This window comes from Novosphingobium profundi, from assembly GCF_020524485.1.
Lineage (GTDB): Bacteria > Pseudomonadota > Alphaproteobacteria > Sphingomonadales > Sphingomonadaceae > Novosphingobium > Novosphingobium profundi_A.
Map to the genome: position 1 here is coordinate 137,821 of NZ_JAIVLF010000007.1, position 23,531 is coordinate 161,351.

Genomic DNA, 23,531 nt, shown 5'->3' on the forward strand with positions numbered 1-23,531 from the left:
CGCCACGCGCCCCGAGAAGGCGGGCTGTGCGCCGCTCACCGGTAATACCCCGCATATTGCGTGTAGAAGCTGGCCGCATCGTCCCCTCCGAAGCGCACCTGCTTTTCCATGTCGACCTTGTTGAGGACAACGCCCAGGTTCTTGCGCGCCCGCGCAGGCAGCAGTCGCATCGCGGCCCTGACAACCCGGTCGGTGGTCTTGCGCCAGCCCACCACGAGCAAGGTCGCATCGGCACAGGCAATGATATCCCGCGTTTCGGCGATTGGTAGGATCGGCGGGCAGTCGAGCAGGACCACGTCATAGTCTTCGCGCAGCCGCGCGACCATCCGGGCAAAGCGCCCTCGCTCCGTCAGCCGCTCCCCCTTTGCGAAGGCCCGGGTAATCGGGACGATCCGCATTTCCGATTCCGGCTCCTCGTAGCATGGGATCGGACTGTCTTCGGCGGCCAGCGCCTCCATCAGACCGGGCTGTCCGTTGTCGAAAGCGAACATGCGGCTCAGCTGCATGCGGATCACGTCACAATCGACCACGACCACCTTCTCCCCCGCCGCAGCCAACGAGCGCCCCAGGCACGCCGAAAGCGTGGACTTGCCTTCACCCGGCACGGATGAGGCAAGAGCAATGACGCGGCCCGATCCCCCGGTCAGATAGCGCACCGACACGATCACGTTGCGCAAGGCCTCGGAGAAGGCGCCATCCGGGAAGTCGCGCACGGTATCGAGCGGCGAGCCGCTGTGCGGCTGGACGGTGGCAAAGGCCGGGATCGCGCCAAGGCCCGGCACGCTCAGGCGCTTCTCGACATCCTCCATGGTCGTGAACCCCCGGTAGGAAATCTCAGATACGATCGCCAGCAGTGCGCCCGCGAAGATGCCAGCCACCGCGCCCAGCGCCAGATTGAGCGCGAGGTTGGGCGACACGGGCAGTCCAGGCACGTTGGCCGCCGAGATGAGGCGTGCGGCCGGGCGTTCGGTACCGCTGCCCGCAACCACCTTGTTGAGCTGCTCCAGATAGCTGCGATAGAGCGACTGGGCCGCATCAGCCTCCTTCTCGAGCCCCGCCAGTTCCACCAGCGCGGTGTTGTCCGCCCCGAGCTGCGCACGCGTGCCATTGCGGCTGGCGAGCAGCGAAGAAAGACGCTGCGCGGAAGCGCGAGCCTGGGTGGACAGGGCCTGCAGCGAGCGATTGACCTCCGCTGCGATCTGCGTGTCCAGATCCGAAATCTGACGACGCACCGTGACCAGTTCGGGATTTTCATCAAAGTAGCGCTGCGATAGGTCGCGCTCACGCGTCACCAGTTGCGCGCGCTGGGCGCGCAGTGAAGCGACCACCGGGGAGGACGCGGCCGAGCCGACGTTGCCCGCTCCGCCGGCTGCCATCTGCGAGCGCGCGCTCTGCAGGGCGGCCGCGTCGCGCGCAGCCTCGGCGCGGGCGCTGGCCACCTGCTGGTTGTACGTGGAAATTTCCTGCTCCGTCAGTCCGGTCGCCGAGGACGAGATCAGGCCATTGGCCACGCGGTAGGCCTGAACCTTGGCAAAGGCGGCATTCGCCGTTTCGCTCAGTTCCGCGACCTTCTCTCGCAGGGTTTCCGCCGCCTCGGCGCTGCCGCGTGCCCGTTCCTGCAGGTCATCGAGTGTGTAGAGGCGCGCATAGGTATTGACGATTTGCGCCGTGCGCGCCGCGTCCACGTCGGAAAATTCGATGCGCAGGTTGAAGGAATTTCCCACCCGGATGACATGGATGCGCTTGATCAGATACGTGACCGCCCGCTCACGCAGAGACGCCGCGTCGATCTCCTGGCTCGCGTCTTGCCTGTCGGAGAGCCCTACCGTGCCAAGGAGGTTGTCCAGCATCGAGCGTGGTTCCAGCACGTCGGCCCGAAAGGATGCGTCCTCCTCCAATCCGGTCGCTTCCAGGACCTGACCCGCCATATCGCGCGAGCGGATCAACTGGATTTGGGTTTCCACGTCCTCGGCCCGGGTCGGCCCTTCCCGGGCCTCCCCTTCGTCCTCGGGAGCAATCTGGGTGTCGCCGGTAATCATGACGACGTCCGCGCTCGCCGAATATATGCGGGACTGCGCCGAGGTGAAGATGAGAGCCAGCATGACGCACAGGGCCAGAGTGAGTACCACGACCTCCCGGCGCCGCATGAGCATGGCGAAAAGGAAGCGTACCGAGATGGCGTCCTCGCCATCCTCCTCCCGGTAAGTCCCGGTATCCCGGGCGAGAAGCTGCGGCGGTCGGCCTTGCGGCTCGTAGAGGGCGGGCAGGTTCAAGCGACAGGCTCCCTGGCTGGTGTGTTCCATGCGGTCATGGGGTGATGGTCAGGCCCAGGCCCGCGCCGAATGCGGTGAAGGCGTTGACGAGCGGCGCTCCGGACACATGCTGGTCACGCCAGTAGATCTGCCCGGCGAGTGCGACGTGCCGGTTGATGCGATATTGGATCTGCACATCAGCGCGTACACGGCGAGCCCGCGTGGAGACGTCGCGGTAGTTGTCCCGAGCGACTTCCCCTGCGAGCGACAGGCGCAGGCGCCGCGTCGGATCGTAGAACACGGTTGCGGTGAGCGTATCTTCCAGAATGCCCGCCACATCCCTGTTGCCGCTGTTGCGGAAACGGCGTTCAGCGCGCAGCTGCATGGTCAGCAAGGGGGTGGCGTACCACTCCCCCTCAAGCTTGAAGCCAACTCCCTGAAAATCCCGGAAGTCCGGATTGTCGTAGTCGCGCACCTGATATCCCGCGGACGCCTCCACCGAAACCAGAGGCGCGATTTCGCCCTTGATCCCTGCGGTGATGGCCCCGCCACGCGAATCGCGCGCCTGATCGGGCGCGGCACGGAACGAATGGCGCGTATCGCCCCGTCCCTGCACGAAGGCAGAGAGAAACCCCGAAAGGTCGTACGCAATCCGCAAATCGGCGGACAGTGCCCGGGTATCGCGGAAGGACTGGTCGCGGGTATTCCCATCCCGCAAATCCAGATCGGTGTAGGACACACGGCGAACGCCCGCCCCTGCGGACAGCCGCAAGCGGCCAAGTTCGAACTGGAGGGCCGCGTCCCCGCCAAGACGGCGGTAGCTCACCGGCTCACGCGCATCGATGGCCGCGCCGGACGAACTGCGTGGTTCGATCTGCCGGGTAGCTTCCAGTGTCACGCCGAATTGCACATTGGTGCCGAGAGCAAAGCGGCCATTGCCGCGCGCGCCGTACGCGTCGCTGTTCTCCGTCCCCGTCCGAGCGAAACGGCGCAAGCGACCGGACAGCACCAAATTCACGCGATGCCGCGGATCATCGAGCGCGACATCAAGGCGAGGAGCCACGACCAGCGCCGCGTCACGGCGCGCGTCGGGTTCGTTGAAGACGTTGCCATCGTAGCCCCCAATGGCCGAGATTCTGGGTTCGAGCCGGAACGGGCCCACTTGGAGCGGCGTAGTCTCGAACCCGGGCTCAATCCGGTTACCCGCAACACCGGGTCGGTCCAGCGACGGTGTGCCATCGAGCGCCCATCCCGCCCCCAGGCTCTGCGCATGAAGCCCTACGGGCATGGCGACGCCCCCCATCGCAAGGCTCGCACTTCCAATCCACCATCCCCAGCGCCCCGCGACGGCGTGGCCCACCACTCCCGATGCACCGGGGCGCCTGGTACCGTCGATCCGTTTGCTGCTGGCGGGACATGCCGTCATGGCCATCGACCTTTCGGTTTCAACCTAAGAAGAATGTCCTTGAGGTATCGCACCTACTCGCGCAGCGCCCGCCGGAGTTGATCCGAAAGCGGCCTAATAATGTAGTGCAGGATCGTGCGCTCTTCGGTCTGCACGAAGACTTCGACCGGCATACCCACAGAAATACGGGCCTTCTCAAGCTTGTCGAACTCTGCATCCGAAATGGTGATAGTGACCGGATAGTACGTAGCCCCGGTCACTCGATCCAGAGAACTGTCCGCCGCGATATGCGTCACCTTGCCCTCAAGTTCGGGGGTCGTGCGCATATTAAGCGCCGAGAAGCGAACATGGGCCAAGCCGCCTGACACGACCTGATCGATATCCATAGGCCGCACTTGCGCGCGCACAACCAGACGGTCGGCTTCGGGAACGATCTCCATCAGAGGTTCGCCCGCCGGAACCACACTCCCCAGGGTCCGCACGGCAAGCTTGTCGACACGCCCATCCTGCGGAGCGCGGATTACCGTTCGCTCGGCGCGGTCGCGCGCTTCGGCCGTTTCCCTGCGGCGCTGCGCAATGGCCGCCTCAACCTGGGCCAGCTCCAGCGCCGCCTCGCTTCGCGCGCGGCTGGAGAGGCCCGCCATCTGCACCTGCAGTTCCCCGACCCGTGCGCGGGCCTGCACCAGACCGGATCCGGCCCCTTCCCGCTCGGAACGTACGCCGACCGCGGAGCGCTCCAGAGCGTTGAGGCGGTCGAGCGTGGTCAGGCGATCCGCGTAAAGTGCGCGCATCTGATCCAGTTCCTGCCGGATCAATTGCTCCTGCTCCCCCAGCGCATCCAACTGGCTGCGATAGCTGTCGGCGTCCGCACGTGTCTGGACTACGCGCGCGCGCAGTTGACCCAGCTGGTCCGCGCGGGCACGTCGCTCCAGCTCGAAGCTGAGCCGTTCGTCCTCCACCGCCTGCGCCACCCCAGGTTCGCTTGCACGTGCACGCAGTTCCTCGGGAAAATCGATGCTCCGCGCGCCCGCCTGGATCGCCCGCAAGCGCGCCGCACGCGCGACCAACTGATCGAGCTCCAATCCCGCGTAAGTGGCGAAAGCCCCCGTCACACTGTCATCCAGCCGGACCAGAGGCTGGCCCTTGCGCACCGCATCACCATCCTCGACCAGGATTGCCGCGGCCACACCCCCATAGGGATGCGAAATTTCTTTCACGTGGGTTTCCACGGTCACCGTGCCCGGCGCGATGACGGCGCCTGCCATGGGGAGCAAGGCCACGAGCCCGAGTCCGCCCACCACCAGCGCGCCGACCGTCCCCAAGCCGAGGCGGGAGAGCCGTGCCAGGCGTCGCTCCCCTCTTGCCTCTGGCGCACGTGCGAGAGGTTCCTCGCCGTGCAGCGGAACGGGATCCAGCATGGAAGAATGGACGTTCACTGGTCGAGCTCCTCTTCCATGCGCACCGTGCGCAGCGCCTGCACGGCCTCGCCGTCCGGGACATTGGCACCGGCTGCCTTGCCGGTCGTCGCCCCTTTCGCAGCATCCTTGCCCGGGCGCATGCGAGCCTCGAACTCCGCCCGCGTTTCAAAGCGTTCGATGCGTCCGCCATTCATCACCATGATGTGGCTCACCTGCGAAACGATGGCGGGACGGTGCGCGATCACGATGGCAATGCCGCCGCGCGCGCGCAGCGCCGCAATAGCGTGGGCAAGCGCGGCCTCACCTTCGTGGTCGAGATTGCTGTTGGGCTCGTCCATGACCACGAGAAAGGGATCGCCGTAGAGCGCGCGGGCCAGCGCGATGCGCTGCTGCTGCCCGGCCGACAGACCTCCTCCCCCCGGACCGATCCGTCCGTCATAGCCCCCTTCCAGGCGCACGATCAGTTCGTGGCAGTCCGCCGCACGGGCCGCCGCCAGAATCTTCTCCCGGTCTGCATCGGGCCGAAAACGCGCGATATTCTGGGCAATCGTACCCTCGAACAGCTCAATTTTTTGGGGCACGTAGCCCATGAACTGCGCGATCTGCGGCGCCGACCATTGATCCAGCGTCGCCCCATCGAGCCGCACCGCACCGCGCAGCGGGCTCCAGACCCCGCACAGCACACGCGCCAGCGTGGTCTTGCCCGACCCGCTGCGCCCGACCACGGCCAGCGCATCCCCGGCCTTCAGGGAGAAGCGCACCTCTGCAAGGGTCACCCGCTTGAGCCCCGGAGGTCCCGCGGTCAGCCCCTGTACGCGCAAAGCCTCGCGCGGGGGCTCTAGGCCCAGCGGTTCAGCTTGCGCGGGGACGGCTTCCATCAGCTCGCGCATGCGCCCCAGCGCCTGCCCGCACGCCACCATAGATTTCCACTGGGCAATCACCTGCTCCACCGGAGCCAGTGCCCGCGAGGAGAGGATCGAGCTGGCGATAATGATGCCGCCTGTCGCCTGCCCTTCGATCACGAGATAGGCGCCGAGCGCCAGGGTGGCGGACTGGAGGAACATGCGGAACGCCTTGGTCGCCCCCGACAGCGTGCTGGCGCGTGCGGAGAAGGCTTCGTTCGCGCGCAGGTATGCCGCCTCGGCCTCGGTCCACTCATCCCGGCGAGATGGCGCCATTCCCAGAGCCTTCAGCGTCTCGGCGTTGCGCAAGGTGGCCTCGGCCAGGCCCGCGCGCCGCGCGCCCGCCTTCATCGTCTCGAGCGCCAGCGGGCCAGTGGAACGGTTGTTGGCCACCATCAGCGTGACCAGCACGCCCACCCCGACCAGCGCAAGCAGCCCCAGGCTCCAGTGGAACACGCTGAGGACCGCGAGATAGACGAGGATCCAGGGCAGATCGACAAGCGCGAGAGGGCCCGGCCCCGACAGGAACCCCCGCACGGTATCGGCATCGCGAACCACCTGGGTCCCGTTGGGCAGGCTGCCACGGGAAAGCTCGAAACGGGCGAGAATGTCGAGCACGCGCCCGCTGGTCTCCTCCAGGAAGCGCGATCCGACATGGACCATGATCCGCCCGCGCACGACATCGAGTACGGCCTGGAACACGTAAGCGAGCAGCACGAGCGCCAGCAGACTGAACAGCGAGGGAAGCGAGCGACTGGGCAGGACATCGTCGTAGACCAGCAGCATGAAGAACGAACCCGAAAGCAGCAGGACATTGTAGACACTGCTGATGACCAGCACGACCGGAGCCACACGCCCAAGCCCCCTCAGGGCGTCGCGAAGGTCCTGCGAAAGGCGTTCGAACGGATTCAGCATGGCCGACCTCCGCCCAAGTATTCCTCACGCGCGTGGTGTTTCCCGCCCCCAATAGGGCCGCCCCAATCCAGTCGATTCATAGTTGCGTCCTGTCTGGAACTATCTCGCGCTGCATTAGAACAGCCCGCAACGTACACCGACACCGCGAACACCTCTGTTCCGGATTGAATAGGGGCCCGCTCGAATTTCCAGCCGTCCGACAGAAGGGATCTGCCTTGCTCCTTCGCTTGCCCTTGCGCCGCGCACCGGCCCTTTCGCTGCCATGCCTGCTGGCCCTCTCGCTCCCGCTAAGCGCCCCCCAGAGCCGGGCCGAAACGCTCGCCGAAGCGCTTGCCTCGGCCTACGCGGGCAATCCGCAACTTCAGGGGAACCGCGATCTTGTTGCCGCCAGCGACGAACTCGTGGTGCAGGCGCGCGCAGCCTACGGCCCCAGCCTGGCCCTCTCCGCGCAGCACACCTTCACGGCGGCGCGCACCCGTGGCACCGCACTGCCGGCCGAGGATCAGGGATTTGCATCCAGTGTGGAGCTATCGCTGAACCAACCGCTCTTCACATCCGGACGCCTGGCCGCCGGAATAGATGCCGCCGAAGCAACCCGCCTGTCTGCGCGTGAGGCGCTGCGTGGGCAGACCCAGCAACTCCTGCTCGACGTCGTATCCTCCTATGTCGGCGTGCGCCGTGACACCCAACTCTATGCCATTGCGGTCGAAAACTACGAACTGCTGCGAGGGCAGAACGATGTCATCGCCGCACGCTACGCCCTGCACGACTCCACCCGGCCCGATCTGGAGCAGACCGCCAACCGACTCGAACTTGCCGCCGGACGCGTGATCGAAGCGCGCGCAACGGTCGAGGCCAGCGCGGCGCGTTACCGCCATCTCGTCGGACACTATCCGCAGGACCTGGCACCCCCACCGCCGCTGCCCGCCCTCTCCACACTGGAAACGCTTTACGTGACCGCAGAAAGGTACAACCCCAACCTGACCGCCGCCACGCTGACAGCCGCAGCCTCGCGGGCCCAAGTACGCGCCGCCCGGGCCCAGATGCGCCCCCAGGTCAGCGCCTTCTCCGCCCTCTCGCGCTCACCACTCTCCCCCTATCAGAACACCGTGCGCGAGGAGGCGGTAAGCGCGGGGGTGCGGCTGACACTCCAGCTCTACTCGGGTGGTCTGCAATCCTCTGCGCTACGCCAGGCCATCGCGGCGAACCTGGCCGACCAGCAGTTCGTGGAGGAAGCCCGCCGAACCATGCGTGAGACACTCGCCGCCAACTGGAGCCGCCTTCAGGCCGCCGAGGCTTCGCTTCCCCGGTACCTGGCCGCCGTGCAGGCGGGCGAGCGCGCCGTAGACGGCGTTTCGCGCCAGGAGACCGCGGGCATCCGCACCTTGCGCGATGTGCTTCAGGTCACCAACGATCTGCTCAACGCGCGCACGGCCGCGGCCCAGACCGAAGCGGAAATCTACCTGCGCCAAGCCGCCCTTCTGCGCGACGCCGGGATCCTCTCGATTGCCACATTAACCGACCGCGCGCCCTATGATCCGGACTCGCGCATCCCCGGAATCGCGCGCTACGCGGGCCATCCGGTCCGCATCGTGATGGAGCCCATCGACCGCCTCCTTCAGCCCCGGGCCGGACGCGAAGCGCCCGTCGTGCGCGAGAACGCGGCCCGCTTCGAGTGGAGCGAGACCTTGCCCGACCCGCTCGCCCCACCTGCGCTGCGGGACGAGGAAGACATGCCCTGAGCCGCACACGCGAAAACGGCCGACAAGGACAATCCTTGCCGGCCGTTTTCGTGTTCAGAACGCGAGAGCCTTACCGAAAAGGCTCACACGATCTTATGCAAGTGGTGCGCTCAGGCGCCCTGAACCTGCGCGGTGTCGATCTTGAGGCCGGGGCCCATCGACGAGGACAGCGCGATCTTCTGGACGTACTTGCCCTTGGCGCCCGAGGGCTTCGCCTTGACGATGGCGTCGACGAACGCGGCGAAGTTCTTCTGGATGTCTTCGTCCGAGAACGACATCTTGCCGATACCGGCGTGGATGATGCCCTGCTTCTCGACGCGGAACTCGATCTGGCCGCCCTTGGCGTCCTTCACGGCCTGCGTCACGTTCGGGGTGACGGTGCCCAGCTTCGGGTTCGGCATGAGGCCCTTGGGACCCAGCAGCTTACCGAGACGGCCGACGACGCCCATCATGTCCGGAGTGGCGATGACGCGGTCGTAGTCGAGATTGCCGGCCTGCATGTCTTCCATGAGGTCTTCGGCACCAACCTTGTCGGCACCAGCGGCAAGAGCTTCGTCCGCCTTGTCGCCCTTGGCGAACACGGCGACCTTGACGGTCTTGCCGGTGCCGGCCGGGAGCGAAACCATGCCACGGACCATCTGGTCGGCGTGACGCGGATCGACGCCCAGGTTCATCGCGACTTCGATGGTCTCGTCGAACTTGGTGGTCTTGAGGTCACGCAGGGTCTGGAGCGCTTCGCCAACGGCGTAGAGCTTCATGTTGTCGCCCAGCTTCTCGGTCAGCGACTTCTGCTTCTTGGTAATCTTGGCCATCAGATCAGCCCTCCGTCACTTCGAGACCCATCGCGCGGGCCGAGCCTTCGATGATGCGGGTCGCCGCTTCCATATCGTTGGCGTTGAGATCCTTCATCTTCATCTCGGCGATCTCGGTCAGCTTCGAGCGAGCGATCTTTCCGGCCGAAACCTTGCCGGGCTCCTTCGAGCCGGACTTGAGGTTCGCAGCCTTCTTGATGAGGAAGGTGGCGGGCGGCGTCTTGGTGACGAACGTGAAGCTGCGGTCGGCGTACACGGTGATGATGGTCGGGATCGGCATGCCCTTTTCCATCTCCTGCGTGGCGGCATTGAACGCCTTGCAGAATTCCATGATGTTCACGCCGCGCTGACCCAGCGCCGGACCGATCGGCGGCGAGGGGTTTGCTGCGCCCGCGGGCACCTGCAGCTTGATGTAACCTTCAATTTTCTTGGCCACGATGGCCTCCTTTCACACTGTCGGGCCCCCACGCAGGAGCCCTCATGTTTAGCGGTGTGACGAGGGAGGAGGCATCTGCGCCTGCAGGGACCTTCGCCCTCTCCCGCCGGGAATCGCACCGGCAAAAAGCCGATCCGAAGGGCGCGCCGTTACACCACAACGCACCAAATGAAAAGGGGCGCTGTGTAGCGCCCCTCTCCTCGCCTTCCCCGCCGCACGCTGCGGCATGGGAAATGCGTCGATTACTTGCTGAGCTCCACGTGCTCGAAGTCGAGTTCGACCGGCGTCGCGCGGCCGAAGATCGAGACCGAGACCTTGACGCGGCTCTTGTCGAAATCGAGTTCCTCGACAATGCCGTTGAAGCTCGCGAAGGGGCCTTCCAGCACCTTGACCGAATCGCCGATCTCGTAATCGACGCTGACCTGCTTGCGCGGCTCGGCAGCGGCGGCTTCGGCGGCGCCGAAGTAGCGCGAAGCTTCCGCTTCACTGATCGCCTGCGGCTTGCCGTTGACGCCGAGGAAGCCCGAGACCTTGGGCGTGTTCTTGACGAGGTGGTAGACATCGTCGTTCAGGCCCAGCTTGGCGAGCACGTAGCCCGGCATGGTCTTGCGCTCGACCTGGACCTTCTTGCCGCGCTTGACCTCGGTCACCGTCTCGGACGGGACCTGGATGTCCTCGACAAGTTGCGAGAGGCCCATGCGTTCGGCCTCGGCGATGATGGCTTCCTTCACCTTGTTCTCGAAGCCGGAATAGGCGTGGATGATGTACCAGCGGGCCATGATTCTCTCTTTTGGGTCTACAGGTTCTAAGCGATCACAGGAGCGACAGCAGCGAGCTGACGACCCAGCCGAAAAGCGCGTCCACGCCCAGGAAGAACGTCGCAAGCAGCACCGTCATGATGCCGACGAAAATCGCGGTCGTCACCGTTTCCTGGCGCGAGGGCCAGTGGATCTTGCGCGTTTCTGCCTGAACCTGGCGCATGAATTCGCCGGGATTGATCTTGGCCATGTCCGTAACGCTCTCGTGTCTCTTGCCTGGTTTGCGCGAACGCAAATGAAGATAGGTTCCGTGTCTTCCGGCTAGGGCTCATCGCCGTCCCGGCCAAGGCCGGGAGGGGCGGTAAAGGTTCCTCATGTCGGAAGAGGTGCTGACTTAGCTTCCGTTCGCCGGATTTGCAAGGTCCACGGCATCGGGCAGGCGCGCAAGGAACGAATTCTCGGTCTCGTAGACGATGTGCGCCCCATCGGGCAGCGCGACGGGCTGCGAATTGCCGATGTACCACAGGTAGTCGGCGTGATTGGCCGGACGGAACTTCCTGAGGTCGATGCGCTGGTAGGACGAATAGAGAATGCGGTGGGATGGATCGGCAAAACGATAGCCCTCCTCGCGCATCGAGAGCATGTGCACGTCGGGCAGCGCGAAGTTGGAATTCTCCATCGCACTGCGCCGCACGACGGCATAGCTGCCGAAATGCTCGAAGGGACCGAAGAACCACTGGCGGCGCGGGATAGCCACGGCCGTGGCGACTCTGGCGCCCTCGGGCACGTAGTCGAGCGCCTTGATCAGGGTGCGCGCGGTCTGCGCATCGCGGTACCAGACCACCGACGTCAGGCCCGTACGCGCGACAAAAAGCAGCGAACACGCCGTCAGGAACCAGACCGGCGCCTTCGCGCGGAAATCGACCGCCATCAGGAGGATCATCAGCGCCGCGGTGCTCAGGCGATAGTCGGCATAGTCACCACCGAATATCTGGCGCGGCACGGCCATGGTAAGGCCGAACATGATAAGCGCCGCCCACCCCAGACGGCCATCAATTCGCTTCACCGCAAGGGCCGCCAAGGCCACCAGCAGGACCGCAACGAGGGTCGCGATGTCAAAGACATAGTCGTAGCTGCGCAGCGCCTTGTAGAGGATGCCCCACTTGTATTCGAGCACGCCCCAGCGCCCGTAGGACACCTTGGAGTTGGCCCCCATCCCGGCCAGCATCGGCAGGAGCGGAAATATCAGCGGCCAGGGGGCAAGGAACGGGCGCCAGTCCCGCCAGCTCGCGCGCCGGGTCCATTCGTAGCCGAAGACCATCACGCCCAGGATCCCCCAGCCCGACACGTGGCTGAGCCAGACCACGAAGCCCAGCGGGATCATCACCACCCGTCGCCAGGCCGAGCCTTCCATCTTCACCCAGAGCGCGAACGTGAACAGCGCCAGGGCCAGCGAAAGCGAATAATTGAGAAAACCCATGAGCAGCGAGGGCGACCAGATCGTCACCATGGCCAGGATCGGACCGATCCCGACTCGGCGCCGCAGCACCCAGGACACCGCGACAATTCCCAGCCCCGTCAGCGCAGGGATGGCCGCAACGATGATGCGCCCGGCCAGTTCTACGCCGAAGAGCGGCGCCAGCGGCACCATCAAGAGCTCCACACCCAGGTTCCCGGTCCACTCCCAGTGGAACAGGAAATACCAGGTCAGGAAGGGATTGCTGCCGTGCTCGAGCATGATCTTGTACCCCGCCAGGTGCGAGGGGTAGTCGGTCATCTGCGGCGTCCAGGCGACGAGAGCGGGCATCGCGGCAAAGAGAGCCAGCGCGATCCCGACCCAGAAGACAAGGTCATAGCGGGCGCGGGGCGCGCTTTCCTGCATGGATGCAGCTGCATCCCCCACGCCGGACGCGGGCATCACCGGCTCCGCCTCGGGCGAAACGTCCATCTGCGACTTGTCCGTCATATGCGAATGCTGGCCTCACTCCACGCTGCGATGGCAGGACACTGCCACACCCTCGCCCCGAATTTTGCGGTCGGGTTCCCATAATTCAGCGCGCGCAATTGGCAAGGGCGCGCACGTGGTGTGGCCACTTGCCGCCCCTCGATGGGGTGGCGTTTTTCGACGATGTGAGGAAAATGGCAGGAGTGGCAGGATTCGAACCCGCGGCCCTCGGTTTTGGAGACCGATGCTCTACCAACTGAGCTACACTCCTGCGGGTGACGGGCCCTCTAGAGCGTGCAGAGACAGATGACAAGGACCTAATTGGCCTTGCCGCAAATTCTTCGTCCGAAAGCACCCGTACACGGCTGAAAAAGGTATTTGCCCCCAGCGCCGATTTGCTAGTCTGGCCTGCGTGCACGCACCCAAGTCAGATGACATCATAGAGCCCGAGATCCTGATGCTGGCCTATCGCAGCGGGATATTTCCGATGGCCGACAGCCGCGAGGACCCCGAAGTCTTCTGGATCGAGCCACGCATGCGCGCGATCCTTCCGCTCCAAGGCCTCCACGTCTCGCACTCGCTGGCACGCACCTTGAAGCGCGACCGCTTCGAGGTGACCTGCAATGCCGCCTTCTCGCAGGTGATGGACGCCTGCGCCGCGCCGCGTGCCGTACGCCCGTCCGAACTTGAGGAGGACAGCGACGAGACCGGCGAAAGCTGGATCAGCCACCGCATCCAGCGCAGTTACGAAATGCTGCATACCCTTGGCCTCGCCCATTCGGTCGAGTGCTGGCAGCGCGACGCGCAAACGGGCGAGCGCGCCCTGGTCGGCGGGCTCTACGGGGTCGGCTTCGATGGGGTCTTCTGCGGGGAGAGCATGTTCTCGCGCACACGCGATTCGTCCAAGGTGGCCCTGTGCTGGCTCGTAGCGGCCCTGCGCCGGGGCGGCGCACAGCTGCTCGACTGCCAGTTCATCACCTCGCACCTCGCCTCGCTCGGCGCAGTAGAGATTCCGCAATCGCGCTATCTGACCTTGTTGAACGAGGCCCAGGACGAGCCGAAAACGCCGGATCAGCCTGCGGCGCTACCGCTTCCCGAGGCGTTTGCCGCGCTGCTGGAAGATGCTGGCGACGCGGAACCGTCCTCTTCGCCCGGGAAATTCATCGCGCAGTTCTTGACCCAGACGTCATAGACCGGGTGCTCGACGACGTTGAGCGCCGGCGAGTTCTTGAAGAGCCATCCCGAAAAGACCTTGTGCCAGGCTGGCTTCTCCTCGACGCTGGCCCGCTCTTCCACGAAGACCTGGACGAAGGCGCCTTCTTCCTGCGGGCGCTCCCAGGGGAGCGACTTCTCGCAGGAGGCCAGCTTCACCACGAGATTGCCCAGACGCTTGGATTCGCCCGGCTTGATCGTGATGTCCTGGGTAAGGTTGTTGCGCTTGTTGAGGATGCCGAGCGTAGCCACCCGGTCCTTGTTGGGCGTGCCCAGTTCCTGCCCTTGCGCGGCCTGCGCAGGGCCAGCCTGCATGCCCGCGATAGCCTCGGGCACTTCGGTTTCGGCGGGCGCCGGTTCAGGCGCACCGCCGCAGGCAGCCAGGGCGCCGCTCAGCAATACCGGGGGCAGGAAGCCGCAGACACGGCGATAGAGCGAAACCATAAGCCCTGAAACGCTCAGGCGTCCGGGGACCATGCCTCGTAGTCGCCGGTCGCAGCCGCGCGGCGGCCGCCACGCTCAAGCGCGCCCTGCGGACGGTAGGCGGCCACGGTGCCGGTTGCGTTGGGGGTGTAGTCCGCTTCCCAGATGCGCGCGGGCGGCAGGTGGCTTTCCGGCACGTCATCGTAGGAGTGGTGCAGCCAGCCATGCCATTCCGAAGGCACGCGGCTTGCGTCGTTCGCACCGGCGTAGATCACCCAGCGCCGCTCGTATCCCTCGGTCGTCTTGGCCTTCTTCGCACGGTAATACGTGTTACCTTGCGCGTCAGTGCCCACGTGCTCGCCATTACGCGAGGACCAGAGCGAGGTGCCGATGGTGGCGCCGCCCCACCAGGTGAAGATCTTGGACAGGATTCCCATGAGCCGCGCGTTAGACCTCTTTTGCGCGGATGCCAAGCGCCTAGCGTGTATTTGCCCCGGCTTTGCCGATCCCAATCGCGAAAGTGCCCATGCACAAAGCGCACATATGCACACTTTGCCGCACTACACGCACACCCCAGCGCGCCTTCGCGGGCGCGGCGTTTCGTTCATCTGAGGTTGGGGATCACTTGGCTTATCAGCGAGTTCCTATCCCGAACGGATCGCAAATTTTCACAGGAGAACGCTGATGCGTAACCTCATTCTCGCCGCCGCCATGACGGCTGTCGTCGCCCCCGCAACCCTCGTTGCTACCACGACCGAAGTCGCCGCGCGCGACCACCACCGCTACCACCGCACCGACAATGGCATCCGCTACTGGCGCGATGACCGTGGACGCTATCGCTGCAAGAAGTCGGATGGCACGACCGGACTTCTGATCGGCGGCGTGGCCGGAGCCCTTGCCGGACGCGCGATCGATTCGCGTGGCGACCGGACCGTGGGCACGGTGGTCGGCGCAGCCGCCGGCGCGCTCCTTGGCCGCGAAGTCGAGCGCAGCACCAGCAGGCCCAAGTGCCGCTAAGCCTTACCGAATAGAAATTCGGTAAGCCCGAAGGGGCTAGAGAAGCCGGCGTCGTGTTGTCCCTTGCACGCGCCGGCTTTCTTTATGCCCGGTCCGAAATGAGATTGGCTCTCCTCACTCGTCGAACGCTTCGGCGACCCACTCCTCGGCCGCGCGCTCATCACTTGCCTCGATGATGCGGCGCGCCACCTCCAGCCCGTGCCCCGCCCGCAGCAGCGCGGCAATGTGCTTTTCGCGCGTGGGGCGGTCCATCTCTTCCAGACGCGAGAACGGACCGAGGCGGCGCCTTCGCGCAAGAGCCAGCGCCGCCTCGCGCTGCTGCGCTTCGCCCGGCGCCATATCCTCGCGTACATCCTCATCCACCCCGGCCTGGTTGAGCGCTTCGCGCACCCGGCGAGCCCCGTAACCGCGCCGCAGCAGACTGCCCGCCTTCATGCGCGCCCAGGTCTCGTCATCGACGTAGCCCGCTTGCGCATACCGGTCCACAAGCGCGTCGAGCGGCGGCGCGTCCTCGCCTTCCCAGCCGCGTTCACGCACCTTACGCACCAGATAGGCACGCAGTTTGGCTTGCGTTGTGGCGAATCGCGCGACATAGGCGAGCGCCATTTCCTCGAGTCGAGGCAGGTCGAGCGGACGGGGATTGCGACGCTTGGCAGACATCTTGCCCTATTCGTGCCACACTCGGCGCAGAATGGGGAGTGCTTATGGACCCCTGCAAGGAGAAAACCTTGGCAATATCCGGTTCACGAACGAACCAGTAGGCCGAGGCGGACTCTTTCAGGATAGTTAGAACAGACAACGGGTTACGATATAATGAGCGACACCATCAGCATGGTGACGAAGACCGATGCGGCGCTGATCGCCACCCCGAACGAGGACGCGCTTGCGCGCCGGTTCGCGGACTTCGACACCTTCTGCGACGCCCTTGATTATGCGGCCCAGGGCCAGCGCGGCTTCAATTTCCACGATCCACGTGGAAAACTCAAACAGGTTTACCCCTTCCGCGAACTGCGCGATGACGCGCACAAGGTCGCCTACGCGCTGATCGCGCGCGGCGTGAAGCCGGGTGACCGCATTGCGCTTATCGCCGAAACCGGTGCGGACTTCGCGGCGCTGTTCTGCGCGACGGTCTACGCGGGTGCCTGGCCGGTGCCGCTGCCGCTGCCCACCAGCTTTGGCGGCAAGGACAACTACATCGAGCAGCTCTCGGTCCAGCTGTCGAGCGCGGACCCGCTGCTTCTGATCGGCCCCGACGAGATCGCCCACCTCACCTCGGCCGCCGCCGAGCGTCAGGGCTGCGGCCACGCCACCTGGGCCGATTTCGCGGCCAAGGATGCGCCTGCGACCGAACTGCCCAAGGCCAGCCCCGACGACATCTGCTACCTGCAGTACTCGAGCGGCTCGACCCGCTTCCCGCATGGCGTGGCGGTCACCCACCGCTCGCTCATGTCGAACCTGGCCGCGCACAGCCACGGCATGCAGCTCATCGAGAGCGACCGCTGCATCTCCTGGCTGCCCTGGTACCACGACATGGGCCTTGTCGGCTGCTTCCTCTCGCTGATCGCGAACCAGGTCTCGGGCGACTACCTCAAGACCGAGGACTTCGCGCGCCGTCCGCTCGCCTGGCTCGACATGATCACGCGCAACGAGGGCACCTCGATCTCGTATTCGCCGACCTTCGGCTACGACATCTGCGCACGCCGCATTTCCAGCCAGACCAGTGTCGATGAGCGCTTCGACCTCGCGCGCTGGCGCCTTGCCGGCAACGGCGCGGACATGATCCGCCCCGATGTCATGCAGAGCTTCGTCAACGCCTTTGCCCCCGCCGGCTTCAAGGCGAGCGCGTTTCTGCCCAGCTACGGCCTTGCCGAGGCGACCCTGGCGGTCACGATCATGCCGCCGGGCGAAGGCATCCGCGTCGAACTGGTCGAGGAAGAGCGCCTCTCGGGCACGCCCCGCGACCTCAGCCGCCCGGCCCGCTACCGCGCCATCGTCAACTGCGGCAAGCCCGTGCGCGACATGGAAGTCGTGATCCGCGGCGAAAGTGGCCAGGAACTCGCCGACCACCAGATCGGCAAGGTCTGGTGCCGCGGCGACAGCGTCATGCACTCGTACTTCCGCGACCCCGAATCGACGGCGGAATGCCTTGTCGATGGCTGGCTCGATACCGGCGACATGGGCTATATGGCGCAAGGCTACCTGTTCATCGTCGGCCGCGCGAAGGACATGATCATCATCAACGGCAAGAACCACTGGCCCCAGGACATCGAGTGGGCCGTGGAGCAGCTGCCCGGTTTCAACCACGGTGACATCGCGGCCTTCTCCGTCGAGACCGACGCCGGCGAGGAAGCTCCTGCCGTGCTCGTCCACTGCCGCGTCTCGGACCCGGACAAGCGCCTCGAACTGCGCGAACTGATCCGCGACAAGGTCCGTTCGATCACCGGCATGAACTGCGTGGTCGAACTGGTTCCGCCCAAGAGCCTGCCGCGCACCAGCTCGGGCAAGCTCAGCCGCGCGAAGGCCAAGAAGCTCTATCTTTCGGGCGAAATCGCCCCCTTCCAGCTGGCCGCCTGATCGCAGCCTCACGGATAGCCAACATGACAAAGGCCGGTCCTCGCGACCGGCCTTTTTTGTTGCCCGGACAAGACCTGCCACGTCCGGGCGAGCGCGTCAGATATTGCGATGCAGTTCGAGAAGATCGGCCGGAACCTGCAAGGCATCCGCCGCGACCTGGGTCTCCTGAAGGAACAGGACGAGCGCGATCAGCAGCAGGACGATGGAGACAAGGAAGATCCCGGCGGCGAGGACATGCAGGTCAAGACCGGCGAGGCCCTGAAGGAATAGCACCGCAACCGTCGAACCGATGGCGAGAGCCGAAAGCACCATCAGGCGAATCGCGCGCGTGATGATCTTGATGCGACGATCGACCAGCCGAATTTCGCGCACGATGCCATCGTGCTCTCCACCCTCCGTCTCGGCATAGAGTTTCTGCAACAGCCGTGCCCGGTCAACTACCCGCCCCAGCCGGGTGGACAGGATGTTGAGAATGTTGCCGATAGCCACCAGCACGAACACCGGAGTCAGGGCGAGTTGGATGGTTTGCGTGATCATCTGCCGCCTATCCTGCCGCTATCGGCTGTGCCCCGCAAGCGGGCTGCGACATACCTTCCCGCCAGCACGTCAGGGCACGAACCAGCGCTGCTGCCAGCGGTAGACCGCCGGGATCGGCTCGCCTGCACCATTGGTTGCCGGGCGAAAGCGGAAGCGGGCCTGCGCCAGTTCGCAGGTGATGCGGTCCGCCGCCGGATCGGGGCTGGGACGCACCACCCGGCAGCTTGTCACGCGCCCCTCGGTCCCGACGCGCAGATCAATGACAACCGAATGGCCGAGGCGCAGCTTGCGGCTCTTTCGCGGATAGTCGCGCGCCGAACTGATGTCTCCGGCGATTTTCACGGTAGGCGTGCCTCCACCACCTCCGCCCTGCCCCAGGCCACGGCGCCCGGAACCGGGCCCCAGCCCTTCGCCCGAAGCGCCGGTGCCCTCACCTGCATCCGCCGCGCCGGCATCGTCCTCGTTGCCATCGCCCGAAACTGGTGGTGCGGGGCGGGGGCGCAGGACCACGGGGGCTTTGGGCGCGGCAACCGGCCTGGCTTGCGCGCGCTCTCCAGCCTCGGCCGAAGCGCCTTCCGGCTCGGGGGCAGGGTCTGGCGCAGGTGCGGGCTCTTCAACGGGATCTTCGGGCGGTTCAGGCGGCTCCTGCGTAAACGTCACGGCCAGCCGCTCACCCGCCGCGACAACGTTCTCGGCCAGTCCGGGCGCGAACATGTTCACAACCACGAAGGCGAGCAGAACGTGCAAGCCCGCCACGACCAGAACCACCGGCAACCTAGCCCCGACAGAGGCCCGATAACCGCGAGCCTGCGCGGATATCTCGGAAGATGTACGGCGAGCGCCCATGCCCTCCCAGATAGGAAGCGCTCGGCACGAATGCCATTTCCCCTCGCACCTCGCGGCTCAGAAATACCAGACCAGCACCCCGTCGCATTGCTCGCCGCCGTGAAGAGGAAACACCACCATCGACTTGAGCCCTGCCGCGACGGCGCCCTGGGCGATAGGGTCGGTCACATCGGTGGCAAGATCTTCGTCGACGAGTGGGATCCTCTTGCGGCAAGCGCGCGCAAATGGCCCCTCATCTGTCGATACATGCGCCTGCGCATGGATGAGAGCGAGGTCACTCTCGGTCTCGCAGTACCCCGCGGCAAAGCGGAATGCAGACCCGCTCTCATCAAGGCGCCAGTGTTCGACCCGTCCTGCAACCGGAGAAATACGCGAAGAGACGAGCGTCAGCACCCAGGTTGCGCCATCGCGTGAAGGACAAGGAACCGCCATCGCCCGGTCGAAACCGGTCGGCTCCTGCGCTTCGTTGCACTGGAACCGCCCTTCGGGCGATAGCTTGGGCAGGATGACCGGCTGCCCCTGGTCCCAGGCCTTTCCCGGAACTCCATAACCGCGATGGAAGCGAAAAGTATGCGCGTCGGCCTCAAAGCATCGCGCACGACCGAAATAGCCATCTTCGAGGCGCAACTCCTCTTCCCCCTGACGGGCGCACCACAGTTCGAGAGCACCGAGGCGAAAGCGATCGTCCCCGCAGAAGAACAGGGTCACCGATACACATCGCGCGCCATCGAAGCCCGGCACCGCGACGGCGCAACTAAGCCCCTCGCTGAGCGCAGCTTCCTTGCGCACGAAGAACGAGTTGGCGAGATCCTTGATAAGGATCGGCCTCTGCTCCTTCCAACTGCGTCCCGGAAGTCCCTCCCCAAAGTGGAATTGCATGCCCCGGCTGACCCCGGCGAAATAGTCCATCTCGCCATAGATCCCCGACTGCAGATCGATCGTCGTCCCGTCGGCAGACGGCACCCAGACCTCGATCGCGCGTATGAACGGCTCGCGCTCCATCCTCTTGTGCCGCCCTCCTTCCTCCCACCGCCCGAGCGATGGCCCTCACCAGGCATGACGCCTGAGCGAGCGATACGCGAACAGGGGTAACGGAGTTTCAAGCGCCGACACCGGCGAAATGCTTAGCGACGCCGTTCGTCAGCCATCGGTGAAGGTATAGGGCTGCGCCCCGCGCCGCGTGTCATCGACCATGACATCGCGCCCGATCGGCGGTACCGAACGTGCCGCGCATTCCGGTCGGTGGCACAACCGGCACGTAACGCCGATCGGCGTCGCCTCCACGATCTCAGGCTCCATCCCCCGGGCATAGACCAGGCGGGGCGCCTCGCTTGCCGCGCAGCCCAACGCCACGGCGCGGGTGACCTGCCCTCGCCCGTACCCGTTGCCCCCGCTCGCCACCGTGCGCGCGACCGAAAAGAAACGCTCGCCCCCCGGCAGTTCAAGCCACTGGGTGTGGATCACCCGAGGCGCACGGAAGACTTGATGCACGCTCCACAGGGGGCATCCCCCCCCGTGCGCGGCGAAGGGGAAGCCCGCTCCATCCAGACGCTTGGAGACATTGCCCGCCTCGTCCAGGCGCAGGAAGAAGAACGGCACGCGCTCCTCGCCGGGCCGCTGAAGCGTGGTGAGACGATGGGCGACCTGCTCGAAGCTCGCGCCAAACAGGGCGCCCAGCGCCTCGATGTCGTAGCCACGTTGCTCGGCCGCGCGCGCGAACCTGCCATAAGGCATGAGCATCGCCGCCGCGCCGTAGGCCGCCAGCGCGCGCTGGAGGAGCACCCGCGTAGTCTCACTGGCGAAGGTCTCCACCCGCAGGATCGCCTTGATGTCGCTGCGCATCGCGGTGTGCGCGATATGGGTCGCCGTCTGGAAGGCGCGACTGGGACCATCAAGCGTGTCATCGAGCAGGAGCTGCTGGTTGTGCCGATCGAAACGGCGCAGCGCCCCCATCATGACCTCGGGCGGCAGCGCGCGCACGCGCACGCCCTTGCCCTTGAGCCATGCCTCGGCCCCGCCTGCCTGCTCGATCTCGGCGGCAAGATCCTCGGCCCGGGTATCGAGCGGATGGAAATAGTTTCGCCGCGCCGCCAAGAAGCGCTGTGCCTCCCGCACCGGTTCGTTTTCCTCGGCCCCGGGACCCGCCGCGCGCTGTTCGGCGAGCGCCTGCTGCTCGCGCGTGTAGGCACCATGAAGGCGTAGCAATGCTTCGCTCACCCCCGGAAAGCTCATCGCGATGTCCGATATCTCCAGCGCCGGCAGGTCGATATCGGCGAAGATCGGATCGCGCAGCACGTCGGACAGGCGCCGTGCATAGTCCTCGCCGTCCTCGCTTGCGAGGTCGCCGATTTCCAGACGGTAGGTGCGCGCAAGCCGCACCAGCATCTCGGCCGTGACCGGACGCTGGTTACGCTCGAGCAGCGCGACATAGCTGGGCGAGATCTCCAGATCGTCGGCCATGGCTTGCTGGGTGAGGCCAAGTTCCCGGCGCAGCCGGCGCAGGCGCGGACCGAGATATAAGGGGCGGGTTTCAGCCATGCGGGGTGGCTCCTGTGAGGGCTGTACAACTTTACAATCAAATCTTGTAAAGTTTGACAATGTCACTGCGCAAGCCATTTCACGCAAGAAAGTTTGCCCGTATCTGGAGGTCATCGCAAACAACCGCCGCTTCCAAGGCCCTTCGCAATGCAGGCCAACGGCACCATGAACGGGATGAGACCAGTGACCTACCAGAGCACGATCAGCGCCGCCGGACAGACCATCGGCAACGAACCCAACTGGAACGGCATCGAGGCCGAGTCGGTGGCGCGCATGCGCCTGCAGAACCGCTTCAACACCGGGCTCGACATCGCCCGTTACACCGCGAAGATCATGCGCCAGGACATGGCCGCCTACGATGAGGACCCAGCCAACTACACCCAGTCGCTGGGCTGCTGGCACGGTTTCATCGGGCAGCAGAAGATGATCTCCATCAAGAAGCACTTCGGCTCGACCAAGGGGCGCTACCTCTATCTCTCGGGCTGGATGGTCGCCGCGCTGCGCTCGGACTTCGGACCCCTGCCCGACCAGTCGATGCACGAAAAGACGAGTGTCCCGGCCCTGGTGGAAGAGCTCTACACCTTCCTCAAGCAGGCCGACGCCCGCGAACTTGGAGGCATGTTCCGCGATCTCGACAAGGCCCGCAAGGGCGGTGACGAGATGGAGGCCAAGCGCATCGAAACCGCGATCGACAATTACGAGACCCACGTGGTTCCGATCATCGCGGATATCGATGCCGGCTTCGGCAATGCCGAGGCGACCTACCTCCTCGCCAAGAAGTTCATCGAAGCGGGCGCCTGCTGCCTCCAGATCGAGAACCAGGTCTCGGACGAGAAGCAGTGCGGACACCAGGACGGCAAGGTCACGGTTCCGCACGAGGACTTCATCGCGAAGATCCGCGCGATCCGCTACGCCTTCATGGAGCTGGGCGTCGAGGACGGCCTGATCGTGGCGCGCACCGACTCGCTGGGCGCCGGGCTCACCAAGCAGATCGCCTATACCCGCGCGGCGGGCGACATCGGCGACCAGTACAACAGCTACCTCGACTGCGAGGAAGTGGGCACCGGTGAGGTCGGCCACGGCGAAGTCCTGATCAGCCGCGACGGCAAGCTCATGCGCCCCAAGCGCCTGCCCAGCAATCTCTACCAGTTCCGCAAGGGAACCGGCGAGGACCGCTGCGTGCTCGACTGCATCAATGCGCTTCGCAACGGCGCCGACCTGCTGTGGATCGAGACCGAAAAGCCGCACATCGGCCAGATCGGCGGGATGGTCAGCCGCATTCGCGAGGAGATGCCCAATGCCAAACTGGTCTACAACAACTCGCCCAGCTTCAACTGGACGCTCAACTTCCGCCAGCAGGTCTACGATGCATGGGAAGCGGCGGGACGTGATCTTTCGGGGTATGACCGCGCGAAGCTGATGAGCGTGGACTACGACGGCACCGAATTGGCGGCCGAGGCCGACGAGCGCATCCGCACCTTCCAGAAGGACGCGGCGCGCGAGGCGGGCATCTTCCACCACCTCATCACCCTGCCCACCTACCACACCGCGGCGCTGTCGACCGACAACCTCGCAAAGGAGTACTTCGGCGAACAGGGCATGCTCGGCTACGTCAAGGGCGTCCAGCGCCAGGAAATCCGCCAGGGCATCGCCTGCGTGAAGCACCAGAACATGGCCGGCTCGGACATCGGCGATGATCACAAGGAATACTTCGCCGGCGAAGCGGCTCTCAAGGCTGGCGGCGAACACAATACGATGAACCAGTTCGCGGCCTGACCGCCTCGCCTGGGAGAGGAGCG

The 23,531-nt window shown here is 65.3% G+C and carries 20 protein-coding genes, 1 tRNA gene and 1 pseudogene; 5 read left to right on the forward strand and 17 right to left on the reverse strand.

What is annotated here, in order from left to right; all coding sequences use genetic code 11:
- Positions 1 to 35: 35 nt before the first annotated feature.
- The 4 genes from LC060_RS19400 to LC060_RS19415 all read right to left on the reverse strand — a co-directional run bounded on the left by LC060_RS19400 (position 36) and on the right by LC060_RS19415 (position 6,892).
- Positions 36 to 2,273, reverse strand: a complete 2,238-nt coding sequence (locus LC060_RS19400; RefSeq protein WP_226638358.1) for a GumC family protein — start codon at positions 2,271 to 2,273, stop codon at positions 36 to 38.
- Positions 2,274 to 2,307: 34 nt separating this feature from the next.
- A complete protein-coding gene (locus LC060_RS19405; protein ID WP_226638359.1) occupies positions 2,308 to 3,540 on the reverse strand; it encodes an outer membrane beta-barrel protein in 1,233 nt (410 codons plus the stop codon).
- Positions 3,541 to 3,731: 191 nt separating this feature from the next.
- Positions 3,732 to 5,093, reverse strand: a complete 1,362-nt coding sequence (locus tag LC060_RS19410) for an HlyD family type I secretion periplasmic adaptor subunit (protein WP_226638360.1) — start codon at positions 5,091 to 5,093, stop codon at positions 3,732 to 3,734.
- Complete coding sequence (locus LC060_RS19415; RefSeq protein WP_226638361.1) at positions 5,090 to 6,892, reverse strand: type I secretion system permease/ATPase; 1,803 nt, start codon at positions 6,890 to 6,892, stop codon at positions 5,090 to 5,092. Before LC060_RS19415 ends, LC060_RS19410 begins: the two co-directional genes overlap by 4 nt.
- Positions 6,893 to 7,107: 215 nt before the next feature.
- On the opposite strand from LC060_RS19415, the gene LC060_RS19420 reads away from it, so the two are divergent.
- Positions 7,108 to 8,634: a TolC family outer membrane protein gene (locus tag LC060_RS19420; protein ID WP_226638362.1), complete on the forward strand. Its 1,527-nt coding sequence runs from the start codon at positions 7,108 to 7,110 to the stop codon at positions 8,632 to 8,634.
- A gap of 110 nt (positions 8,635 to 8,744) precedes the next feature.
- Here LC060_RS19420 and rplA read toward each other — a convergent pair whose 3' ends face one another.
- The 6 genes from rplA to LC060_RS19450 all read right to left on the reverse strand — a co-directional run bounded on the left by rplA (position 8,745) and on the right by LC060_RS19450 (position 12,856).
- Positions 8,745 to 9,446 carry a 50S ribosomal protein L1 gene (rplA, locus tag LC060_RS19425; protein ID WP_148625302.1) on the reverse strand — a complete coding sequence of 234 codons (702 nt, stop codon included), beginning with the start codon at positions 9,444 to 9,446 and terminating at the stop codon, positions 8,745 to 8,747.
- 4 nt (positions 9,447 to 9,450) lie between these two features.
- On the reverse strand, positions 9,451 to 9,882 hold the full coding sequence (gene rplK, locus LC060_RS19430; protein ID WP_226638363.1) for a 50S ribosomal protein L11: 432 nt from the start codon (positions 9,880 to 9,882) through the stop codon (positions 9,451 to 9,453).
- Positions 9,883 to 10,124: 242 nt separating this feature from the next.
- Entirely contained in the window at positions 10,125 to 10,661 is a 537-nt protein-coding gene (gene nusG, locus LC060_RS19435) for a transcription termination/antitermination protein NusG (RefSeq protein WP_148625306.1), read from the reverse strand.
- 34 nt (positions 10,662 to 10,695) lie between these two features.
- Positions 10,696 to 10,890: a preprotein translocase subunit SecE gene (secE, locus tag LC060_RS19440; protein ID WP_039392576.1), complete on the reverse strand. Its 195-nt coding sequence runs from the start codon at positions 10,888 to 10,890 to the stop codon at positions 10,696 to 10,698.
- Positions 10,891 to 11,034: 144 nt separating this feature from the next.
- Positions 11,035 to 12,606, reverse strand: a complete 1,572-nt coding sequence (locus LC060_RS19445; RefSeq protein WP_226638364.1) for a hypothetical protein — start codon at positions 12,604 to 12,606, stop codon at positions 11,035 to 11,037.
- Positions 12,607 to 12,780: 174 nt separating this feature from the next.
- Positions 12,781 to 12,856, reverse strand: a tRNA-Trp gene (locus LC060_RS19450).
- 186 nt (positions 12,857 to 13,042) lie between these two features.
- Between LC060_RS19450 and aat the strand changes: the two genes are divergently transcribed.
- Positions 13,043 to 13,777, forward strand: a complete 735-nt coding sequence (gene aat, locus LC060_RS19455; RefSeq protein WP_226638429.1) for a leucyl/phenylalanyl-tRNA--protein transferase — start codon at positions 13,043 to 13,045, stop codon at positions 13,775 to 13,777.
- Positions 13,778 to 13,812: 35 nt separating this feature from the next.
- Here the strand turns inward: aat and LC060_RS21095 are convergent.
- Together LC060_RS21095 and LC060_RS19465 are read right to left on the reverse strand one after the other, a co-directional pair.
- Positions 13,813 to 14,274, reverse strand: a pseudogene (locus LC060_RS21095) (DUF2155 domain-containing protein); the annotation flags it as partial.
- The gene (locus LC060_RS19465) at positions 14,256 to 14,657 is read right to left on the reverse strand and encodes an NADH:ubiquinone oxidoreductase subunit NDUFA12 (protein WP_226638365.1); all 402 of its coding nucleotides are present in this window, start codon (positions 14,655 to 14,657) and stop codon (positions 14,256 to 14,258) included. The pseudogene LC060_RS21095 and the gene LC060_RS19465, both read right to left, overlap by 19 nt.
- Before the next feature lie 247 nt (positions 14,658 to 14,904).
- Between LC060_RS19465 and LC060_RS19470 the strand changes: the two genes are divergently transcribed.
- Positions 14,905 to 15,237, forward strand: a complete 333-nt coding sequence (locus LC060_RS19470; RefSeq protein WP_226638366.1) for a glycine zipper 2TM domain-containing protein — start codon at positions 14,905 to 14,907, stop codon at positions 15,235 to 15,237.
- A 114-nt stretch (positions 15,238 to 15,351) separates the two neighbouring features.
- Here the strand turns inward: LC060_RS19470 and LC060_RS19475 are convergent, their stop codons facing one another.
- A complete protein-coding gene (locus tag LC060_RS19475) occupies positions 15,352 to 15,897 on the reverse strand; it encodes a regulatory protein RecX (RefSeq protein WP_226638367.1) in 546 nt (181 codons plus the stop codon).
- A gap of 153 nt (positions 15,898 to 16,050) precedes the next feature.
- Between LC060_RS19475 and LC060_RS19480 the strand changes: the two genes are divergently transcribed.
- Positions 16,051 to 17,811, forward strand: coding sequence for a fatty acyl-AMP ligase (locus LC060_RS19480; protein ID WP_226638368.1), 1,761 nt, complete (start codon positions 16,051 to 16,053; stop codon positions 17,809 to 17,811).
- 96 nt (positions 17,812 to 17,907) lie between these two features.
- Here the strand turns inward: LC060_RS19480 and LC060_RS19485 are convergent, their stop codons facing one another.
- From LC060_RS19485 to LC060_RS19500, 4 genes are all read right to left on the reverse strand, one after another.
- Positions 17,908 to 18,348 (reverse strand): DUF2721 domain-containing protein, encoded by a 441-nt coding sequence (locus LC060_RS19485; protein ID WP_213502681.1) that lies wholly within the window; start codon positions 18,346 to 18,348, stop codon positions 17,908 to 17,910.
- A 69-nt stretch (positions 18,349 to 18,417) separates the two neighbouring features.
- Positions 18,418 to 19,116, reverse strand: a complete 699-nt coding sequence (locus tag LC060_RS20995) for a TonB family protein (RefSeq protein WP_319005456.1) — start codon at positions 19,114 to 19,116, stop codon at positions 18,418 to 18,420.
- A 135-nt stretch (positions 19,117 to 19,251) separates the two neighbouring features.
- A complete protein-coding gene (locus LC060_RS19495) occupies positions 19,252 to 20,196 on the reverse strand; it encodes a hypothetical protein (protein ID WP_226638370.1) in 945 nt (314 codons plus the stop codon).
- 138 nt (positions 20,197 to 20,334) lie between these two features.
- Complete coding sequence (locus LC060_RS19500; protein ID WP_226638371.1) at positions 20,335 to 21,732, reverse strand: helix-turn-helix domain-containing protein; 1,398 nt, start codon at positions 21,730 to 21,732, stop codon at positions 20,335 to 20,337.
- Between the two features lie 183 nt (positions 21,733 to 21,915).
- Between LC060_RS19500 and LC060_RS19505 the strand changes: the two genes are divergently transcribed.
- Positions 21,916 to 23,508 (forward strand): isocitrate lyase, encoded by a 1,593-nt coding sequence (locus LC060_RS19505; RefSeq protein ID WP_226638372.1) that lies wholly within the window; start codon positions 21,916 to 21,918, stop codon positions 23,506 to 23,508.
- Positions 23,509 to 23,531 lie beyond the last annotated feature (23 nt).

Bases quoted from the DNA above. Each gene is read 5' to 3' on its own strand.
- LC060_RS19475 (WP_226638367.1), bottom strand. From the start codon at position 15,897: ATGTCTGCCAAGCGTCGCAATCCCCGTCCGCTCGACCTGCCTCGACTC.
- LC060_RS19470 (WP_226638366.1), top strand. From the start codon at position 14,905: ATGCGTAACCTCATTCTCGCCGCCGCCATGACGGCTGTCGTCGCCCCC.
- LC060_RS19480 (WP_226638368.1), top strand. From the start codon at position 16,051: ATGAGCGACACCATCAGCATGGTGACGAAGACCGATGCGGCGCTGATC.
- nusG (WP_148625306.1), bottom strand. From the start codon at position 10,661: ATGGCCCGCTGGTACATCATCCACGCCTATTCCGGCTTCGAGAACAAG.
- LC060_RS19465 (WP_226638365.1), bottom strand. From the start codon at position 14,657: ATGGGAATCCTGTCCAAGATCTTCACCTGGTGGGGCGGCGCCACCATC.
- LC060_RS19405 (WP_226638359.1), bottom strand. From the start codon at position 3,540: ATGCCCGTAGGGCTTCATGCGCAGAGCCTGGGGGCGGGATGGGCGCTC.
- LC060_RS19495 (WP_226638370.1), bottom strand. From the start codon at position 20,196: ATGGAGCGCGAGCCGTTCATACGCGCGATCGAGGTCTGGGTGCCGTCT.
- LC060_RS19445 (WP_226638364.1), bottom strand. From the start codon at position 12,606: ATGACGGACAAGTCGCAGATGGACGTTTCGCCCGAGGCGGAGCCGGTG.
- aat (WP_226638429.1), top strand. From the start codon at position 13,043: ATGCTGGCCTATCGCAGCGGGATATTTCCGATGGCCGACAGCCGCGAG.
- LC060_RS19500 (WP_226638371.1), bottom strand. From the start codon at position 21,732: ATGGCTGAAACCCGCCCCTTATATCTCGGTCCGCGCCTGCGCCGGCTG.
- rplA (WP_148625302.1), bottom strand. From the start codon at position 9,446: ATGGCCAAGATTACCAAGAAGCAGAAGTCGCTGACCGAGAAGCTGGGC.
- LC060_RS19485 (WP_213502681.1), bottom strand. From the start codon at position 18,348: ATGATCACGCAAACCATCCAACTCGCCCTGACTCCGGTGTTCGTGCTG.
- secE (WP_039392576.1), bottom strand. From the start codon at position 10,890: ATGGCCAAGATCAATCCCGGCGAATTCATGCGCCAGGTTCAGGCAGAA.
- LC060_RS19415 (WP_226638361.1), bottom strand. From the start codon at position 6,892: ATGCTGAATCCGTTCGAACGCCTTTCGCAGGACCTTCGCGACGCCCTG.